Annotated in this window: 14 protein-coding genes; 7 read left to right on the top strand and 7 right to left on the bottom strand. The window is 53.5% G+C overall.

Features of this window, described 5'->3' with window-relative positions; translation table 11 throughout:
- Positions 1–21 precede the first annotated feature (21 nt).
- From ABD949_RS30395 to ABD949_RS30365, 7 genes are all read left to right on the top strand, one after another.
- A complete protein-coding gene (locus tag ABD949_RS30395) occupies positions 22–693 on the top strand; it encodes a Uma2 family endonuclease (RefSeq protein ID WP_345250287.1) in 672 nt (223 codons plus the stop codon).
- A gap of 24 nt (positions 694–717) precedes the next feature.
- Positions 718–1,335, top strand: a complete 618-nt coding sequence (locus ABD949_RS30390; protein ID WP_345250285.1) for a DUF4159 domain-containing protein — start codon at positions 718–720, stop codon at positions 1,333–1,335.
- Between the two features lies 1 nt (position 1,336).
- Entirely contained in the window at positions 1,337–2,311 is a 975-nt protein-coding gene (locus tag ABD949_RS30385) for an AAA family ATPase (protein WP_345250283.1), read from the top strand.
- Positions 2,308–3,180 (top strand): DUF58 domain-containing protein, encoded by an 873-nt coding sequence (locus ABD949_RS30380; protein ID WP_345250281.1) that lies wholly within the window; start codon positions 2,308–2,310, stop codon positions 3,178–3,180. The genes ABD949_RS30385 and ABD949_RS30380 overlap by 4 nt, the downstream gene beginning before the upstream one ends.
- Before the next feature lie 59 nt (positions 3,181–3,239).
- Positions 3,240–4,469, top strand: coding sequence for a BatA domain-containing protein (locus ABD949_RS30375; RefSeq protein ID WP_345250279.1), 1,230 nt, complete (start codon positions 3,240–3,242; stop codon positions 4,467–4,469).
- Positions 4,466–6,649 carry a DUF4175 family protein gene (locus tag ABD949_RS30370; protein WP_345250277.1) on the top strand — a complete coding sequence of 728 codons (2,184 nt, stop codon included), beginning with the start codon at positions 4,466–4,468 and terminating at the stop codon, positions 6,647–6,649. The genes ABD949_RS30375 and ABD949_RS30370 overlap by 4 nt, the downstream gene beginning before the upstream one ends.
- Before the next feature lie 134 nt (positions 6,650–6,783).
- Positions 6,784–8,424, top strand: a complete 1,641-nt coding sequence (locus ABD949_RS30365) for a hypothetical protein (protein ID WP_345250275.1) — start codon at positions 6,784–6,786, stop codon at positions 8,422–8,424.
- Between the two features lie 34 nt (positions 8,425–8,458).
- Here the strand turns inward: ABD949_RS30365 and ABD949_RS30360 are convergent, their stop codons facing one another.
- The 7 genes from ABD949_RS30360 to ABD949_RS30330 form a co-directional block, all read right to left on the bottom strand.
- Positions 8,459–9,817 carry a sensor histidine kinase gene (locus ABD949_RS30360; protein WP_345250273.1) on the bottom strand — a complete coding sequence of 453 codons (1,359 nt, stop codon included), beginning with the start codon at positions 9,815–9,817 and terminating at the stop codon, positions 8,459–8,461.
- A 431-nt stretch (positions 9,818–10,248) separates the two neighbouring features.
- A complete protein-coding gene (locus tag ABD949_RS30355; protein ID WP_345250271.1) occupies positions 10,249–11,535 on the bottom strand; it encodes a sensor histidine kinase in 1,287 nt (428 codons plus the stop codon).
- An 8-nt stretch (positions 11,536–11,543) separates the two neighbouring features.
- On the bottom strand, positions 11,544–11,858 hold the full coding sequence (locus ABD949_RS30350; protein ID WP_345250269.1) for a circadian clock KaiB family protein: 315 nt from the start codon (positions 11,856–11,858) through the stop codon (positions 11,544–11,546).
- A complete protein-coding gene (locus tag ABD949_RS30345) occupies positions 11,858–12,151 on the bottom strand; it encodes a circadian clock KaiB family protein (RefSeq protein ID WP_345250267.1) in 294 nt (97 codons plus the stop codon). Before ABD949_RS30345 ends, ABD949_RS30350 begins: the two co-directional genes overlap by 1 nt.
- 34 nt (positions 12,152–12,185) lie before the next feature.
- Positions 12,186–13,898, bottom strand: coding sequence for a circadian clock protein KaiC (gene kaiC / locus ABD949_RS30340; RefSeq protein WP_345250265.1), 1,713 nt, complete (start codon positions 13,896–13,898; stop codon positions 12,186–12,188).
- A 254-nt stretch (positions 13,899–14,152) separates the two neighbouring features.
- Positions 14,153–16,702, bottom strand: coding sequence for a glycoside hydrolase family 95 protein (locus ABD949_RS30335; protein WP_345250263.1), 2,550 nt, complete (start codon positions 16,700–16,702; stop codon positions 14,153–14,155).
- A gap of 18 nt (positions 16,703–16,720) precedes the next feature.
- Positions 16,721–19,609: an exo-beta-1,4-galactosidase gene (locus ABD949_RS30330; RefSeq protein WP_345250261.1), complete on the bottom strand. Its 2,889-nt coding sequence runs from the start codon at positions 19,607–19,609 to the stop codon at positions 16,721–16,723.
- Positions 19,610–19,699: the final 90 nt, after the last annotated feature.

The raw sequence follows: 19,699 nt of genomic DNA, 5'->3' as shown, positions 1-19,699 counted from the left end.
TATAGGTAAAATAGCTGTGTTATGCTGGCAAACCGTGTTGCAGATTTACTGGAAGCTCCTGACGCTAAGTTGGTGATCGAACGGGCGCAGGCCATCCTCGCTGATGAAGCGCAGCGCCGTCGCGAGTTTCGGGAGTGGCTCCGCGATGATGTAAAAGCCGAGTTTATCAACGGTGAGGTTGTTATGCATTCACCGGTGAAGCGAAAGCACCTCGAAGCCGCCAAGTACCTGGAGAATCTACTGCAGAATTACGTTCTTCTGAACGATTTAGGGGTAGTTGATTCCGAAAAAGCACTGGTTAGCCTCACCCGTAACGACTACGAACCCGACATCTGCTATTGGAACCGCGAAACAGCCAGTTCCTTTACGGAAGATCAAATGGAACACCCGGCTCCTGATCTAGTCGTCGAAGTATTATCTAAAAGTACGGTAGGTCGTGATCGGGGCGTCAAGTTCGAGGATTATGCCGCGCATGGAGTTCTTGAGTACTGGATTATTGATCCTGTTCGTAAATCAATTGAGCAATATCAATTGGACGAGGCAACAATGGCTTTTGCCCAAACGGCTGTTCTGTACATCGACGATACCCTTACTGCTATCACAGTACCGGGTTTCACTATACCTGTTAAGGCTATTTTCGACAAGCAGATTCAATTGGAAACGCTGAAGGCTTTGATGAACAAGCAAGTCTGATTTCTCTTTATCCAACGTTTATCATTGAAACCTTTCTTTTTCACCCGTATACAGTACACCTCCGGAGATTGGGATACTGACCAGCGCATGCCGTCAAATCTGCTGCATTCGCTGGTCGAGTACACCACGATATCGGTCGACCAGAAAGAGAAAGTGGTGCTGTTGAGCAGTAACGAGATCTTTAAAAGTCCGTTTTGTTACCTCAGTGGACATAAACTGGTGGAGTTTTCCACGCAGGAGCGCGACCACTTCCGGCGGTATGTGCAGAACGGCGGCTTTGTGTTTGTCGACGACTGCAACCACGACATCGACGGGCTGTTTGCCAAATCGTTTGAGCAGGAGATGGCACGTACATTCGGACCAAAGGCTTTGCAGAAGATTTCGAACAAACACGCGCTGTATACCTGCTTTTTCCGCTTCGAACAGGGCCCGCCAACGACCACCTTTGAGCTGAACGGCTGGGGCGATGACCTGGTGCATGATTATCTGAAAGCCATAACTGTCAACGGCCGCATTGGAGTACTCTATAGTAATAAGGATTATGGCTGCGAATGGGATTACGACTTCCGCAACAAACGCTTTCTGGCCGAAGATAACACCAAATTCGGGGTCAACATAGTTACATACGCTTTAACAACATAACTTGGAAACGCAGGAATTAACCCATTATAAGTCCTTAGTCGCCAAACTTCCGCTTTTAAAAAAAGAGATTGGGAAGGTGATCGTTGGCCAGCAGGAAGCCATTCAGGAAGTCTTAATTGCTCTGCTGGCGGGCGGGCATTGCCTGCTGGAAGGAGTGCCGGGATTAGCCAAAACACTGATGGTCAAAACCATGGCCGATGCACTGGACATGCGTTTTAAGCGTATTCAGTTTACGCCCGACCTGATGCCAGGTGACATTGCCGGCACCGAAATTCTGGAAGAAGATCACGAGACAGGCCGCAAATTTTTCAAGTTCAACCACGGCCCCATCTTCGCCAATGTGGTGCTGGCCGATGAAATCAATCGGACGCCCCCCAAAACCCAGGCGGCCCTGCTGGAAGCCATGCAGGAGTACAAGATTACCTACGGCGGTACCGATTACCTGCTGCCCCGGCCGTTTCTGATCATAGCCACCCAGAACCCGATTGAACAGGCCGGTACCTACCCGCTGCCGGAGGCCCAGCTCGACCGCTTTCTGCTGTATATAAAGCTTAGTTATCCGTCGGAGCAGGAAGAACTGGATGTGCTGAAAAGCACCACCGGCACCGCCCGGCCCGAACTGCAAACGGTGCTGACGGATCAGGATATTGCCGATCTGCAACACCTGACGCGGCAGGTACACATCAGCGATGATCTTATTTCGTTTATTAATAAACTGGTCCGATCGACCCGGCCGGAAAGTAGTACCTCCTCTTTTGTCAAGCAGCGGTGCGACTGGGGTGCTGGTCCGCGGGCGGGTCAGGCGCTGGTACTCTGCGCCAAAGCCAGGTCCGTATTGCACGGGCGATTTTCGGTTATTCCCGAGGACATTCATACGCTGGCCTACCCCATCCTGCGCCACCGCATCGCCCTGAACTTCCGGGCCGAAGCCGAGAGTATTACAACGGATGATGTGATAAGAGAGCTGCTAAAATGAGTTTGAAACTCGCCAGTGACCTGGTCAGACTGAACAACCTGCAACTGGCCGGCAAACTGGTCAGCGATGAGCTGTTGCTGGGTATCCACGGCAGTAAACGATCGGGGGCAGGAACGGAGTTTGAGCAATACCGCCACTACGAACCGGGGGATGATCCAAAGCGTATCGACTGGAAATTGTACGCCCGCACCGATAAGCATCTGGTCCGGGAGTCGGCAACGGAGAGTAACCTGCAAATTCGGTTTTTGCTGGATTTGTCCGGGTCGATGAATTATGAGGAAGACGGGGTAAGCCGGCTGAACTATGCAAAAATTCTCCTGGCATCGCTGGCTTACCTGGGCTACCGGCAAAGCGACCAAATGAGTCTGTACACGCTACAGAACGGTAGCCTGCAGGCGCTGGTACCGGCGGGTAAACAGGCGTTTCAGAAGATATTGTATTCGCTGCAAAATGCTCAGGCATCAGGACAATGGTTAAATGAACATCCTAGGTTCCCGGAGTTTCAGCAGAAGCAGAAGGAATTGCTGGTGATGGCGTCTGATTTTCTGCAGGTGGGTGATGAATGGCTGCAACTCATCAAAGGTATCGCCAGTCCGCGCCGGGAGATTGTGATCTTTCAATTGCTGGGCAATCAGGAGACTGATTTTGATCTGAAAGGATTTTATCGGTTTAAAGATCTGGAAACGGGACGGGAAGTTGAGTTGCAGGCAGAAGCCGTGCGGGAGAGCTTTCAGCAGGCCGCTACGCAGTATCTGCAGCAACTGGAGAAAACGCTGCGCATTCCGCATGTGCATCTGATTCGTGCCCGGTTGAGCGATCCGGTAGCGATGGTGCTGAGCGATTTTTTGCGGGCGAAGATTAGGGGGTGAGAGAAGGAGTTAGTTATTACACAGAGAGACGCAGAGAAGCACGGAGAGGCACAGAGAGAATGGAGTTTTTAGAACCGTTATTGCTTTGGGGAGGATTGGCCGTGGTGATTCCGGTCGGGATCCATTTCTGGCATCAGAAACGGGGTAAAGTTATTGGCTGGGCGGCTACCCAGTGGCTGACGGAGAAGAACCAGCAACAGCACCGCGGCCTGCGACTGGAGAACCTGCCGCTGCTAATTCTTCGTTGTCTGCTGGTGCTGCTGTTGGCCTTACTGCTTAGCCAGCCGATGTTGACCTGGCTGAATGCTAAACCGGCTGGCCAGAAAATCCACCTGGTACTACCCAACCCGTTTCTGGTCGATAACTTCCGGTTTGAACTGGATGATGCTCTTCGTAAAGGGGAAAAAGTGTACTGGATCGTACCCACAACGGAGCCCACCACGGCGCTGACTCAACTACCGGCACAGCAACCGGCTAATCCGCTGCTGGTTCAGGCATCCATCAACCAGCTTCGTGAGCAAGGCACACTGAAACAAAACGATACCCTTTATCTGTATCTGGTGAATAACGCGCAGTACCGCGACATACCGTATATCCATGTACCAGCCCATTTTTTGGTACATGCAGTCATTGACTCAGGTAGTCGGCCGGTTCAGCGGTATCTTGTTGCGTCTGATAACGGAAACGTATTTGTAAATGCCGCTGGCCAGTTGACGAACAGCCCTACCATGCCTTCCCGATTACGGTTCAGCACGCAACCGGTTCACACCGGTCCTATAGCTGTCCTGCTGGATTACCGGAACAAAGCTGAACAGCAGACCGTAGCGGCCGCACTGCAGGCATTGGCCGACGTTTACAAGATCGATCTTACCATAAACCTGAATCGCATACCCGACAAACCATACCAGTGGGTGCTTACCGACCGCCTGATCACTACCCCCGTTCCGCAAACCCTGTATGTAGTATCCGGCGGGAACCAGGCACCCATTTTACCAACCCCCAACATCCGGTACATTGACGAAACGCTTACCCCCCAAACGACCGAACTGGTCGCCAACGGTCAGCTACCCGAATGGCTTGGTGAATTGCTGGTAACCCAGTTTGGCTTACAACCTGCCACCACCCCGCTGAGCCGGGTGCAATGGAATGATTTATTCATCAGGTCGGACTCATCCCTGAAAGGTTCGGAGACAACGGAAGCCAACACTACAGAGCAATCGTATCTGGTCTTGCTGTTTGTTATGGTACTTGGCATTGAGCGCTGGCTCGCTTTACGCACGAACGCATGACCGTACTGAAACGCACCATATCGTCCGTTATCTACCAACTGTACGCCAACGCGCTGCTGAAAGGGTCACTGCTGGCGCTGTCCACTTACCTTTTGGCGGCAACCCTAACCCAGTCTACGCTGGTAGCGTTTGTGAGTGGCCTGTTTGGATTTGGGGCTGGCCTGCTGCTAACGAAAATTTATCAGGATAAACGACCACAGGCCATCAGTCTGATTCACCAGCACGTGGATGAAACCGAATATAGCCTCCACCTGCTGGACAAGCCTGCCCTTACTATTGCCGAACAGCTCCAGCTCGAACGGCTCAACGAGCGGGTACAGCAGGTTCAAATGCCTTCTTTATTATTTACCAACCTTGGGCTGTATGGTGTACTGCTCCTGGCATCGCTGGCGTTCTGGTATGCATTTCCTATGTTGCAAACTAGCCCGCAGCCTGAACGACAGCGGTCGGTTACGGCCGTGACCGTAGAAGCCGAAAAGCCATTTGCGCCCACATTCAGGACTGCAACGTTAGCTATACGCCCACCTGCCTACACCCAGCTACCCGAAAAACGGTCTGCCGACCTGAACGCGACTGCCCTGAGCGGCTCTGTTTTACAGTGGCAGGTGCAGTTTAGCCACAGCCGGCAACTAACCGTCCGGTTAACCAACAGCCGGGGCGAAGAACTGACTTTCCGGAAAAGCGGTGAAGTCTTTAGCCATAACGACCGGCTTGTTACCTCGGGCCTGTACGCGATCAAAGCGTTTTACCAGGATTCGCTGATTTACCAATCTGATTTTTACCGGTTGGAAGCTCAACCGGATCTCGCTCCCAAAATCGAGGCAAAGACGAAAGAACTCTACCAGTATCATTACCTGAGAGACCCCAAAACGATTACGCTTTCTGCCCGCATTGCCGACGATTTTCGCGTCACGCAGGCGTTTATGGTGGCGACAGTTGCGCGTGGTTCCGGAGAAAATGTAAAGTTCCGGGAGGTGAAGTTTCCGTTGCTGCCCGCCAACTTCAAATCAGCCAATATCACCAAAACCATCGACCTGAAAGCCCTCAATTTTGCGCCGGGGGATGAATTGTACTACTATTGGGCAGCCATCGACAACCGGCAACCGGAGCCGAATTTTGCCAAGTCAGATACATACTTTATCGTTTACAAAGACACCTCAAAGGTAGACGAAGCTGAACTGGCAACCATGGCGGTCAACATCATGCCCGAGTACTTCCGCAGCCAGCGTCAGATTATCATTGACACGGAAAAGCTGATTGTGAAACGGAATAAAATTGCGCAGAAGGCCTTCAACAGCACCTCCAACGAAATCGGCTTCGACCAGAAAGTGCTGCGGCTGCGGTACGGACAATACCTAGGCGAGGAGTTTGAGAACAACATTGGTGGCCATGCGTTACCAACCGAAGGCCAAGGCGATGTACTGGACGGCTTTGTTCATAAGCACGATGACGAGGGTGAGGAGCATGACCACCACGCTGGCGAGCCGCCACACGACCACGGGCACGCTGACCACAAAGCGGAAGGCGGCAAAGAAGACCCGCTAGCCGCGCTGATGGAGCAGTATGTTCATTCGCACGATGATGGCGAGGCTAACACCTTCTACGAGCAGTCGACGCGGAGCCTGCTGAAAATGGCGCTGGAACAAATGTGGCAGTCGGAGCTGCATCTCCGTCTGTACGAGCCCGAAAAGGCGCTTCCGTTTGAGAAAAAGGCCCTGGAGTATTTGAAATCGGCCCAGCAGAAAGCACGCGCCTTTGTGAAGAAAACCGGCTTTGATCCCCCTCCCATCAAGGAGAAAGAGAAACGGCTGACGGGTGAACTGAAAAACGTGAATCCCGGCTTCAGTCAGGAACGGGTATACGACCAGCCTCGGGTTGAACAACTCGTTGGTAACGTTTTGGGGTATTTGGAATTGCCATCGCTCAACCCGGTTCAGCAGCGCCATGTGCAACAACTCAGCGCGTTGCTGACCGATCAGGTCATGAATAGCCGGCTGGCCAACTGGGCCGTGTTGGGGTCACTGCAAAAGCTCGCGAGTGCAAAACCACTGTCAATTACTGAAAAACGGCAACTGAAAACGAAGCTGTATGAACTGACCGGCTCCTCCGGCCGAACCGGTACGTCTTCTTACGCCAGCGACCGGAAGCTGGAGCGGGCGTTTTGGGGGAAATTGAAATAGAACATATGGATAAAACGTGTGAATAGAACGCGGATGACGCAGATTGAGCGGATTTAAAAGAATTAAATTTAATCTGCGGTAATCAGCCTAATCCGTGTCATCCGCGTTCTATTCACACGTTCCAAAAAATCAATATGATTAATCCGAATCTTAACTGGTCAGAACCCACCACCATCCTGATTCTGCTGGTATTGGTAGCGCTGCTGCTGATGCAGATTTGGCTGATCGTCAGGAACAGGACGATAGGGAGCGGTCGCAAGGGCGTACGGCTCGCGCTAAACCTGGTGCTCTGGCTATTGCTGGTTGGATTTGTCGTGCAGCCGCGCTGGAAGGTTAACTCCGGCACTACCCACACACTGATTGCCGGAGATGATGTACCGGATGCTTACCTCCGGCAGTTGAAGGATAGCCTTTCCATTCAGGAAACGTACTCGCCTGATGACGTAAAAACCGGTGAGTTTACTGGGCAACGGTTCGATCAGGTCACGCTCGTCGGGCAGGACATCGATGCAGAGACGCTTAGTCAGTTGAGCCGCCACCGGCTTCGGTGGATACCGTACGATGCACCGGATCAGGTTCAGGATGTTCGGTGGAAGGGTGTTGTCCGGAAAGGAGACATGCAGCGGATTAGCGGACACATTCTCTCTACTCGCAAACAGTGGCTTAAAATCACCTACGGTAACCGGACGCTCGACAGTCTGGAGTTGCGGGAAGGATCAAACGCATTTAGTCTCCGCTTTCCCACCTTTTCAACGGGTCGAACGATCACGGAACTGGTTCTGGATCAACGAGTACTCGATACCCTGCGCTTTTTTGCCCAGCCAACTGAGCCGCTTCACTACCAGTTTATCCTCGGCAGCCCGGATTTTGAAAGCAAAACGCTTGCTGATTGGCTCGGCAAGCAGGGGCATTCGGTGCAGGTAAGCACAACGCTCTCCAAAAACATCACCGGCAGCCTTCAGATCAACGCAAAAATCAGCAAACCGGATGTAGTGATTACCGATCCGGACCATGCCGGCCACGCCGTTGTTAAGCGGGCAGTAGCCGAGGGCAAAAGCGTTCTGTTCATCAACCTGTCGGAACCGGTGGCAGACGTAGCCGCCATCAACCGGACGCTGGGCACTTCCTGGAAACTCCGCAAGCTTTCCAACGAACCGTACATCCCCGTTGGTAACAGCCTTAACGCGCTGCCGTACACTCCCACCCAGGCGATGAATCAGGTAATGATTCCAGGTTACCCAGCTGCGGTACAGCGCATTGGGGGAAACGTTGGGCTGAGTCTCCTCAGCGAAACCTTCCCGCTTCAACTTAGTGGCGACAGCACTGCATACGATCGCATCTGGAGCACCCTCCTGAACCCTTTACGGCCCGCGCTCCGGAACAATGTACAGATCGAAGCACCTGTCTTTACTAGGTTTCCAACGCCGATCCGCATCAACAACCCGGTGGCACCAATTGCTGCCGTCAGGATAGCGGCCGATACGGTTCCGGTACAACCCTCCCCCCTCAATGGGCTAACTACCCGGACGGCCTATCGCTTTAGAAACCCGGGATGGCAGGTATGGCAGGATTCCCTGGAGGTGTACATAAACGGGCGTACAGGTTTCGCCTACCAGCAGGCATTGATTAGCCACTACCTCAAAGCGCACTGGCGCTATCCGGCTCCCTCAACCGCCGTGGTGCCGTGGGCCGAGGAAAAAATACCGAACTGGGTATGGCTACTGCTGCTGCTCACCGCCTTCACGGCCCTTTGGGTGGAGCCAAAAATCAACTAAGGCGCTTAACGTTATCAACGCTACGTCCTTTCCCTCAGGCCGTATGGGCGGTCTTTCGCTCAGGCTCCAGCAGGGGTAACACCACCATAAACTGGCCGCTGGTATCCTGTACCACCGGTTCGGGCTGGTTCAGCATCTGGTATTTGGTCAGAATATGAAGCAAGCCCTTTCCTGTGGACTTTACCTGGGCACTTGGCTTTCGCTGTAAATTATTGCACACCACCAGCCACCCTTTTACATCGGTACAAATCTCGATGTTGAGGGGCTGGTCGGCCGAAACGATATTGTGTTTTACGGCATTCTCTACCAGCAACTGCAAGGTCAGAGGAGGAAGCCGGTACATCAGGTATTTCTCATCGACGCAGATCGTCAGATTCACCCCCCGGCCGTAACGGGTTTTCAGCAGGTGGTAAAACGAGTTGATAAAGGTAAGCTCCCGGCTCAGGGTGGTCAGGCCGGCCTCGTTGTTCTGGAGCAGGTACCGGTATACGGTCGCCATTTCATCGACAAACACTTCGGCTTTCCGGGGCTCATCGGCGATCAGCGACGACAGCGAGTTCAGGGAGTTGAACAGGAAGTGTGGATTTAGCTGTGCCTGCAGGGCCTGCATCTGCACCTCCGACATCTGCTGCTTGAGTTGCTGCAGCGCCAATTCCGACTCCAGGTGTTCGCGCTGGCGTTTTTCGCGTTCGCGGGCCAAGTCCTGCTCCATCACCGCGTTCCGGATGGCCGATCGGCGCTGCCGGAAACCCAGCGCCACCGAGAAACAGACCAGTTCCAGGATAACGCCCATCTGCATATAGGATATGGATGATTCCCAGAACGGACGCAGCGGCCCGCCTTCCGGCCGCATAAAAGCCAGGGCCATGGATATCAGGCCACCCACCAGCAAAAAAGAGGTTCCGGTAACCAGGTAGCGGGAAGCAGGACTGTTCAGACTCATTAACTGGTAAATACCATACACGCCAAACGCCAGCATATACAGCCGGATGACCGCATAAGCCGTTTCGTAGGCCGAGCGGTTCCAGTCCGGTAAGAGATAACAGAGGGCAAACTGGTACCCGATATAGGCAATGATGATAACTTTGGTGTACGTAAACAGCCGGACCAGGTTAGGAAGCCGCCTTTTCAGGTTGAGGAGTATATCGGAGAAGTCGAAGTAAAAAAAGTAGGCCGCCACCGCGCCAATGCCGCGCACAAAAAAGTAAGTCTCCTGTGAAAACCAGCTTTGGATCTCCGGAATACGCAGGCTGAAATAAGCCAGCCAGGCTAGCATATAGAATGTATAAAGCGCGTATATACGGCCGCGGAAGGTGATCCACTGGACCACGTTCAGCAGCAGTATGGCCGAAATCATTCCGGAAATTACCGCGTCCCAAATCTGGAAACTCATAGTGCCAAAACTATCATCAAACCCTTTATTGCATTCAAAATTAGGCAATTTAACCGGATTGCTTTAACTGTATCTACCTGACTTAGTAGACGGTAGGCTGAAAAACAGCAAAGCCGGCACCCGTGTGCGAATGCCGGCTTCACAGAAGTGGGAATGGTTATTCCATACCCCACCAGGACTGATGCTGGTAACGCTGTACCTGAACCTGTTTTGGTTTCGCCATCAGCTCGAGGACGAAGTTGATTACCTGTTTCATGGTTGTAATGGTGTGGTTGTTTACTGTTTGGTTTGTTCCGGAGAACACCACAAAGTTGCACCACTGACCGCCGGTGAGAAAGGAGGGCTTGTATGAAACGGCAATTAAAGAAGATGAAACGTCTGACCGCCGTTGTTATGCGGTGTTGTGGATGTGTGTAACCATCCCCTACCCCTCAGAGGGGCAGGTACACCCGAAATGTGGCCCCTTCACCCGGTTGGCTTTCTGCTTCGATGTAGCCCCGGTGATTTTCCACCACCTTTTTGGCGATCGCCAAACCAATACCCGTGCCGGGATATTCATTTTTGCCGTGTAGCCGCTGAAAGGTGCCGAAAATACGCTCGGCCTGGTTGGAAGCAAAGCCGATGCCGTTGTCGCTTACCTGAAGCATGCAATAGGCATACGATTGGGTGTCGGGCGCGTGAAAAGAAGCTGGGAGTTCGGTTCGCTCTACCCGTTTGCAGGATACCCGAATCCGGGGCGGTACGCCCGGTTTGGTAAACTTCAGCGCGTTGGTCAGTAAATTCTGAATTAACTGGCCCAACTGGGTAGCATCGCCGGGTACGGTTGCCAGTTCGCCAACCTTAATCACGGCCTGTTTCTCCTGAATAACCATCTCCAGCATCGCCAGCACATCGGCAACAATTTTGTTGAGGTCCTGCTGCTGCTGATGCTGAGCCGAGGTGGTGAGCCGCGAAAACGTAAGCAAATCCCGGATCAGGTACGACATCCGCTCGGCGGCTACTTCCATCCGGGTGACAAGCTCCTCGCCCGATGTCCCTAACTGAGTCGCGTAGCTGCTTTTTAGCAGGTTGCCGAAGGATTGGATCTTCCGCAGGGGCTCCTGCAGGTCGTGACTGGCCACGTAGGCAAACTGCTGCAGGTTTTCGTTGCTGCGGTTCAGCGCGTAATTGCTTCGCTCCAGGGCAGCTACGGTTTCTTCCAGCCGCTTCTGTGCCTCCTGCTTCCCTGTTAAATTCGTGATGATCAGGCTCAGACACATGCCTTCGTCAAGTTTGAGGACTTTCACAGATGCCAGACAAGGCACGTCTCCGTTGGCGTTGCGAATGAGGATCTCTGCTTTACTGTTCTGAGCCCAGCCGAGCCTGAACAGCTCAGCGTACGTTGCCTTCGATTCGGCGGCAATAAAGGTGTCCAGATAGACGCCGGTTACTTTTGACAGTGGCTTATCGACCAGAGCCGCAAACATGGAGTTGCTGTACAGAATGACGCCCTGCTCGTTGAGAGTGACCGCCCCCTCGTTCATGGTTTCGATAAACACCCGGTACGTCTGATCGGCCGTTTTCAGGGTGTAGAGCTGATGGCCGTCATCTCCCTGAACAACCAGCGCATCGACCTGACCGGTCCGGATTGCGTGCAGCGTTTCTGTGGCCTCGTCTAACTGATGCCGTAGGTCCTCGTTTTCCCGGACGAGTTGCTCGTATGTTTTTACCGGCTTCATTCAAGTTATCAAGAAACGCCCAATCCTTTTAATACCTTTTCCGTATCCGACAAATCCCCGATCAGCCTTCGTTCGGGGAGCGGCCATCGTTTAATCAATACCGGCAACGCAATAAGCTGTTCGCTCTCAGCGAGCCGTTTTTGCTGATAAACATCAAATATTTCCAGCGTATAGTTACCGGGAATGTACGTTTCACAGATTTGCTTGAGGTTGGCAATCGCCCGGATCGAATTAACCGAAGCTCCTATCACAAATAAATGCAATACATACTTTTCTTCTTCCTCATCCGGCAGGTAGTCGCCGGCGATTGGTGCGTTATCCATTATTTTCTGGCCGGACGAATATCCAAACCCACTAATACTTTTTCCTCATTCGACAGATCACCGATAATCTTCCGGATGGGTTCCGGTACTTTTTTAACCAGCGTCGGAATGGCAAGAATCTGGTCACCTTCCGCCAATTGTGGGTTTACCAGCAGATCAATAACTTCTATGACATACCTCCCTTTCAGGTGTTCTTCACAATATCTCTTCAGGTTTGCCAGCGCCGTCACCGACTTGGCGGTCTTACCGGCAATGTACAGGCGTAATTCCCAGAGGTCTTCGTTCGGTTCCATTTATGTGTGTTGCAGAGTCTTGATTAGGAACGGGTCAGGATTCATTATGCCGCTGCCGGGTAATCTGCTCCCGATTTTTTTCCATCACCTCTTTCCGGAGTTCTTCCTCAATATAACTTTTGTTCAGTTCTTCCTGCACCGACTCGAACTCTTCTTTCAGGCTCTGAATCTTTGCTTCCAGCACCAGGCGTTTCCGCTCAATCTCCCGGTCTTTGCGGTTAACAGCATGGTCACGCAAGGCCAGGCCGGTGGCTTCCTCCAACTGTTGCGCGTTGCGGGCCGACCCGATCAATACGCCGTCGGGACCCAGATAGACATCAACCAGCGTAAGACCCTGATCCGTGATCACAAATTCCCGTACCTGATTGGAATGCTTCATCCCCCGTGATTTCATGACGTACATTCCCCGGTTACGCTCACCATTGGACTCGATATCCCGGACCAGCAGCCAGGCATCCACCAGCGATGACACCCCCTCGTCGGTCTGCTCGTTCACGATGGTGTTCAGCGTCAAGGCCGTAAATAGCACGGTAATCTGCTGTCCCTGCAGAAAATCAATCAACCGGATTAGCATCGACTTCACCTCGCTGACAGAACCCACCGTGATCAGGTTTGTAATCGGGTCAAGCACCACCGTTTGGGGTTTAAAGTCAGTGATGAGCTTATGAAAGGCAACCAGGTGCATCTCCAGGCCGGAGTAGGTAGGCCGGGACGCATGGAATCGCAACAGACCATTGTTAATGTCTGCCTGAAGGTCAACCCCGATGGAACGCATATTGCGGATAATCTGCTGGGGAGATTCCTCGAAAGCAAAATACAGGCAGCGTTCCTTCCGCCGACATGCCTCGTGGGCAAAGATGGCGGCAATACTGGTTTTTCCGGTGCCGGCGGTTCCGGAAACCAGGATGCTACTCCCCTTATAAAAGCCGTGTCCGCCCAGCATTTTGTCCAGGGACGGGATACCCGTAGACACATAGTCGGAAGAAACCTCGTGATCGAGCGTCAGCGAGGTGATCGGCAGCACAGCAATGCCCTGCTCATCGATCAGGAAAGGATACTCATTCGTACCATGAACGGAGCCCCGGTATTTCACAATGCGCAACAGCCGGGTCGAGATCTGATTGCTTACCCGGTGATCGAGCAGGATCACGCAGTCGGAGATATACTCCTCCAGGCCATGCCGCGTTAAGGTGCCCTCTCCCCGTTCGCCGGTAATGATAGTCGTTACCTTTTTGTCTTTCAGCCAGGTAAACAGCCGCCGGAGTTCGGCCCGCAGGATAGATTGATTCTCCAGACCCGAAAAAAGATTTTCAATGGTATCGAGTACAACCCGTTTGGCACCCAGACTATCAATGGCGTGCCCTAAGCGGATAAACAAGCCATCGAGATTATATTCGCCCGTTTCTTCAATCTCATTGCGGGCAATATGTACGTGATCAATTTTAATCCGTTTCTCCGTTTGCAGCTTGTTGAGGTCATAGCCCAGCGAGGCTACATTCTGCTCGAGTTCTTCGGCCTTCTCTTCAAAAGCCATAAAAACGCCAGTTTCATTAAACTCCAGCGCTCCACGGACAATAAATTCAATGGATAGCAAGGTTTTGCCACAGCCGGTACCTCCGCAAACCAGAGTGGGCCGTCCCTGAGGCAAACCTCCGCCCGTTATTTCATCAAGGCCAACAATACCGGTTGGAGTTTTAGGCAGGACTTGTAAGGAGGGGCTACGTTTATCCGACAAATCTTGGTTCATTAGAGGATGAGACTTTCCCAAAATAAACGGATTTTAGTATAAATTTCAAAAAACCAGAGCGTACGGAACCAGGTGACGCCACCCAGAACTGACCTTAGGCTCTGAAAATCAAAAAGAAACTACAACTGCATAGACGTACTGTTTTTCACCGTCACCGGCTTGTTGTCTTTCGCCCGGATCGTCCTAATACGAAACGGCCCCTGGGCAAAATCAATTTCGCCTGCCTTACCAGCAGTACGCGCAACATTCTGAAGTCAGTTAGCAGTGAGTACGTATGTTTTGCCGGGGTCCGTAACCAGGTCGTACACGAATGCGCCGTTGGTGGGTTCTGCCGGTGATGTGGTCCGGTACTGATTTTCGGGCAACAGGTAGAACGGGTTTGGGTTGTTACCTTTGGCGGTTACCAACGTTCCGTTTCCGGTCGCTTTCAAGGAATTATACACCCGCAGGCGGCAGTTACCGCCCAGGGCGGAGCGGAGCGTGAGCTTATCCAGTTTGCCGTTTTTCCAGCTATAATCCAGTTCAAAACCACCGCGAGCCTTCAGGCCTTTTACAGAACCGTCTGTCCACGCATCCGGAATAGCGGGCAGTACGTGTACCACCCCATCGTGGCTTTGCAGGAGCATTTCGCCGATGCCGGAGGTGCCCCCAAAGTTACCGTCGATCTGGAACGGCGGGTGCGCGCAAAACAGGTTCAGGTAGGTGCCGCCCCCGTTGGCGTATTCGGTGCCTTCAACGCCCGTAAGCCGGAGCAGTTCGCGCAGCAGCTTATAGGCATGGTTGCCGTCGTGCAGCCGCGCCCAGAAGTTGATCTTCCAGGCTTTGCTCCAGCCGGTGCCGCCATCGCCCCGTATTTCAAGTGTTTTTCTGGCTGCTTCCGCGTACTTGGGAGTGGTCAGCGGAGACACCTGCCGGCCGGGATGCAGCACGAACAAATGCGAGACATGCCGGTGCTGCGGGTCTTCATCGTCCCAGTCTTTATACCACTCCTGCAGATTCCCCTTCCGGCCAATCTGCAACGGAAACAGTTGCCGCTTTTTGTCGGCAAGCATTTTCCGATAATCGGCATCCGTTCCCAGTTGCTCCGATGCCTGAATGACGTTGGAGAACAGATCCCAGATCAGAGCCATATCCATGGTTGTCGCTACGGACACCGCCTGCTTTACCCCTTTCTCCGTAATAAAGACATTTTCCGGTGACGTGGCAGGTGCCGTGACCAGACGCCCCTGTTTGTCTTCCATCAGCCAGTCGACGCAGAACTGAGCCGCATCGCGCATAATGGGGTAAGCGGTGTTCTTCAGATACGTCTTATCGCCGGTGTAGGTGTAATGATCCCAGAGGTGCTGGCTCAGCCAGGCCCCGCCCATATACCAGTTGGCCCAGTTGGGGTCTCCCTTTCCCAGATCACCCACCGGGTTGGCGGTTGCCCAGATGTCGGAGTTATGGTGAACGGTCCAGCCACTAACGCCATAAAAATTTTTAGCCGTTTCTTTACCCGTTACCGCTGTCTGCTTAATGAGGTCGATGAACGGCCGGTGCATTTCCGACAGATTGGTCATCTCCGCCGGCCAGTAGTTCATCTCGGCATTGATGTTGGTGGTATAGTTGCTGCTCCAGGGCGGCTGCACGTGCGGGTTCCAGATACCCTGCAGATTGGCCGCGACGCCCGGTACGTCATCGCGGCCCGGTCGCGAACTGGAGATCAGCAGATACCGGCCAAACTGAAAATACAGGCTCTCCAGCGCCGGGTCGGGTTCCCCCTTGGCGTAGCGCATCATGCGCTCGTCCATGGGCAGGCCCAGCAACGGGTTGATACCCTGTTCAGGAGTATTTAAGGTAAAACTGACCCGATTGAAGTACCGCTGATAATCCCGGATGTGGTCTCTTCTAAGCGCATCCAGGCTTTTGGGCAGGGCCTTCTTCAGGCAATTCTCCGCTAACTGCTGTTCATTTTTACCGTCTTTATCCGGGCACTTGTCAAAGCCGTTATAGCTCGTTGCCGCCGATAGCAGCAATACGGCTTCGGTGGCGTTGTTGATGCGGATGCCGGCCGTATCGGTGGCTACTTTTCCATCGGTGGATTTGACCCGCACCCGCAGGTCGAACCGCGTGCCCCGGCAACCGGTGGAATCAGTGTAAATAACCGGCACCTTGTTATAGCGAACGTAATTCGGGTCGGCATGGGCGGGGGATTTCCCCCGCATCGCCAGTTCATTCGGCGCCACCACCTTGCTGACAGGATGCGGGCTACTGGTTAACACTGTTAGATTTAACGATCCCTTGCGGCTGGCTTTCATCCGGAGCACAATTACCTGGTCAGGAGCCGACACAAACATCTCTCGCGTATACTCTACCCCACCGACGGTAAAGCGAGTGGTGGCCGTAGCTTCGGCGATGTTCAGATTCCGGTAGTAATTGGTCGGCTGACCGCTCACCGCTTGCTTGATGCGCAGATCGCCCAACGGCTGGTACGCTTCGGTATACAACCCCTGCAGGTTCCGCACCAGCTTAGCCGCTTCCCGGTAATCTTCTCTGGCAAGTGCTTCCCGAACCTGCGGCAGGTACCGAGCCACCCCAGGGTTGGGGTTCGGATTGACCGGTCCGCCCGACCAGAGCGTTTCTTCGTTCAACTGAATCAACTCGTCGGTTATCCGGCCAAAGACCATCGCTCCCAGCCGGCCGTTGCCGATGGGTAAGGCTTCGTTCCAGTTGCGGGCGGGCTGCCGGTACCAGATCGTCTGGTTCGACTGCGCAACGGCATTGAGTGAAATAAAAACAAACAGGAAAAGGCTGGATAGTCGCATTGAATGGGTAGGGAGGAGTTAGTTTTTGGGCTTCAGTTCATCCGGACTGTCTTTGGTGTAGGTCTGAACGGTTTCTTTGGACCGGCTCCGGAACAGGTCTTCGATAACCGCCAGTTCCACCACCGCCTTAGGGTTGAACTTGTCTGAGCGCATATATTGAAGTAAACTATAGCGTAATTGGCGGGCGACTGGCCGGTTCTCCAGGTCAGATGTCAGGTCGGCGCTGGACACCATCAGCTTCCCCTTGCCCACCTTAGCTTCCAGCACTAATCCCAGCCGGCGGTTCAGAAACCAGGTATCAATTGGCTGCACCAGCGGTCGGAACCCGGCCGGAAAACCTTCCAGCAGCATCACCTGCGCCCGGTTCACGAGCTCCCACCATTGCAGGTCGCTGTGGTAATCGGTTGGAAAATCGAAAAAGGCCGGATGTTTGGGATTGCATAGGATGCCGAGCGTGTGCGGGGGCCGCATTTTGAACCAGGAGGTGTTCCAGAAGACGGGCGCAAAGTGCTGCGCTACCTCTTTGCCTTCCTCTACTTTTCCGGCCATTTCCAGAAATACCTTGCCGCCTTCGTTCAGGATGCGCCGGGCCGTGGTATCCAGCGTAGTAGTAACGTAAACATCTGTGCCGGGCAGCTCCGGTAAGTTGGCTGGGTACACCCAAAAGTCCCAGTCGTTGGCAAAGGCGGTTTTGTCAATCGTCACTTCCAGCTTCAGCTTATCAGCCTCTTCAATATTTTCGAGCGGCAGACTGATGGAGCCAACGGGCAGACCGTTTCCAATAGGCAGCGTCTTCGGATCAAAAGCGCCTTTGGCCAATACCTTTCGCTGACTATCGGTAATCGTCCAGGAGATTCGGGCGTTGACTAATAGCTCTGGGCCAAAGTGAGCGATTTCCAGGTCGGCTTTGAATACTTCGTTATTTCGGTACACAAATTTTGACATACGGGCCAGCGGCACAGTAGTATTGCAAAACCGGCTGAACTGTCTGGCGCTGATGTACCCTTTTTCGTCCCAGAACGCATCCAGCACGCCAACCTGTGCCGTGCCCTGCCCCGGAAAATCATTCAGACCGAGCAGTTGGAACCCCGCCATACCCGGTGTCCGTAACGCGGTTTCAATTTCGGTTTTGTAGCTCAGCGCCTGGAGCTTACCCGAGGCCATCAGGAAGTCGTCGGCTTGGTCACCCATACCCCGGTCCTGGAGGTCCTCGCGGAACAGTTCAAAATTCCTGGCCCGGTAAACGCCCGTGTATTTCCTAATCTCTTTGAAGTTGGGGTAAGCACACCACTGCCCCATCTCGTGGGCTACGTAGGGAACCGGGAATAGCGAAATGCGGTCGCGGTAATCCCAGGTGCTTTGCGGCTGCCTATCCCACGGCAGGCCACGCGGCCCGGACTTGACCATGAACTCATTCTCCGGCACCAGCGGCCAGTTCATACCCACCGAGGCTCCAGTATAGACCCGGCGTTTGTCTTTTGCCTTCCAATAGGTAACAAACTTGCCCAGGTAGTTGGCCTGATTGCGACCGGCCGGCTCATTGCCGGACGCCAGCATGCAAAACGACGCATAGTTGCCGTACGCTTTCGCCATGCGGTTGGTTTCGTCGTATATAAATTTGTCGATTGGTTTTCCATCGCCCAGCGAGGTGCCGTGGTTGGCCCAGCTGGGTCCTTCGGGTTGCAGGTAGAATCCCTGCTTATCGGCCGCGATAAAAGCGGCCTCGGGCGGGCACCAGGAGTGGAACCGCATGTGGTTCAGCCCGTGCGTCTTAGCTATTTTAAAGATTCGTTCCCAGGCCGGCACATCCATGGCCGGGTAGCCGGTGAGCGGAAACTCGCAATTGTTGACCGTGCCACGCAGAAACACCGGCCGGCCATTTACCTCGAAACGGGTGCCTTTGGCTTTAAACTCCCGCATCCCGAACTGCACCTGCTTTTCGTGGCGCAGTTCTTTACTGCTCAGTTCAGCGGTTAACCGGTACAGGGCCGGCCTGAATTCGTCCCAGGTCTGTACATCCTCCCCCATCGGGTATTCCAGTTCCAGCCGGGTTTCACCGGCTTTAAGCACCACATTGGCTACCATAGGCTTTACCGCATGAACCGGCGATGCGTTGAAACTGGTGGCGGTTACGGTAACGGCACCTCCCTGTACTTTTGGGGTCGCATTGCCCAGCAGCATGATGATCCGGACGGATTTGCGGACCAGGTTGGGATACACCTGTAGGTCTTCAATCCAGATTTTATCGTCGGCCCGAAGCGCCAGCCGACCAGCTATACCGTTCCAGTTGCCCTGGGTGTGATCGGTCAGGCTGTGAGAGTCCTTGCCGACGTTTATTTCTTTGATGCGGTTATCTATGCGAATGGTGATGGTATGCGAACCGGGCGTCAGTTTGTCCGTGAGCACATATTCATGGGCAACAGCCATGCTATTCTGCCATCCAATCTCTACTTCATCCACCCAGACACGGGTTTCGGTATGCGGCCGTTCCAGCGATAAGACAATGCGTTTATTGGCCCAGTCGGCGGGTATCCGTACCTCCTTCTGGTACCAGGCCGGCCCGACGTATTCTTTGGCGGGTGTCAGCCAGAACGGAAACTTCAGGTGTTCGGGCTCCCGGTATTTGGCCATCCGGGGGTTGAAGTACCAGGAACTGTCGTAAATGCTGGCCGTCCACTGTGTTTGCAGGGTAATGTTGTTGCCCTTCCGGTTTTCGGCCATTGAGCCGGGAAGCTTTATGGTTTCCGGTAGTTTTTGGGTGTACCAGCGGTCCTGAATGCCCCGATCGGCGGGGTCCATCCGGAACCGCCAGACACCGGCCAGGTCAATGACCGGTTTGGCAGCCTGAACCACCAGCGGAAGCAGGAGTAACCAGGTGAAAAAAAAGCGGATAGAGGGTAAACGCATGAGTAAGTGCGGCTGTTGAATTCACACAAAAGCCGGAAGGTAATCCTCCACTGGAGAATTGCCCTGGCGGCTCTGCGTGAAACTATCAAA

The organism is Nibrella saemangeumensis (assembly GCF_039541915.1).
Taxonomy (GTDB): Bacteria; Bacteroidota; Bacteroidia; order Cytophagales; family Spirosomataceae; genus Nibrella; species Nibrella saemangeumensis.
The sequence above is the reverse complement of the archived record's forward strand: the minus strand, read 5'-3'. Positions and strand labels throughout refer to the sequence as shown.

What these genes read in the sequence shown, in the direction of transcription:
- ABD949_RS30355 (WP_345250271.1), bottom strand. Translation starts at nt 11,535, where the DNA reads ATGAAGCCGGTAAAAACATACGAGCAACTCGTCCGGGAAAACGAGGAC.
- kaiC (WP_345250265.1), bottom strand. Translation starts at nt 13,898, where the DNA reads ATGAACCAAGATTTGTCGGATAAACGTAGCCCCTCCTTACAAGTCCTG.
- ABD949_RS30370 (WP_345250277.1), top strand. Translation starts at nt 4,466, where the DNA reads ATGACCGTACTGAAACGCACCATATCGTCCGTTATCTACCAACTGTAC.
- ABD949_RS30380 (WP_345250281.1), top strand. Translation starts at nt 2,308, where the DNA reads ATGAGTTTGAAACTCGCCAGTGACCTGGTCAGACTGAACAACCTGCAA.
- ABD949_RS30360 (WP_345250273.1), bottom strand. Translation starts at nt 9,817, where the DNA reads ATGAGTTTCCAGATTTGGGACGCGGTAATTTCCGGAATGATTTCGGCC.
- ABD949_RS30330 (WP_345250261.1), bottom strand. Translation starts at nt 19,609, where the DNA reads ATGCGTTTACCCTCTATCCGCTTTTTTTTCACCTGGTTACTCCTGCTT.
- ABD949_RS30365 (WP_345250275.1), top strand. Translation starts at nt 6,784, where the DNA reads ATGATTAATCCGAATCTTAACTGGTCAGAACCCACCACCATCCTGATT.
- ABD949_RS30345 (WP_345250267.1), bottom strand. Translation starts at nt 12,151, where the DNA reads ATGGAACCGAACGAAGACCTCTGGGAATTACGCCTGTACATTGCCGGT.
- ABD949_RS30375 (WP_345250279.1), top strand. Translation starts at nt 3,240, where the DNA reads ATGGAGTTTTTAGAACCGTTATTGCTTTGGGGAGGATTGGCCGTGGTG.
- ABD949_RS30395 (WP_345250287.1), top strand. Translation starts at nt 22, where the DNA reads ATGCTGGCAAACCGTGTTGCAGATTTACTGGAAGCTCCTGACGCTAAG.
- ABD949_RS30350 (WP_345250269.1), bottom strand. Translation starts at nt 11,858, where the DNA reads ATGGATAACGCACCAATCGCCGGCGACTACCTGCCGGATGAGGAAGAA.
- ABD949_RS30335 (WP_345250263.1), bottom strand. Translation starts at nt 16,702, where the DNA reads ATGCGACTATCCAGCCTTTTCCTGTTTGTTTTTATTTCACTCAATGCC.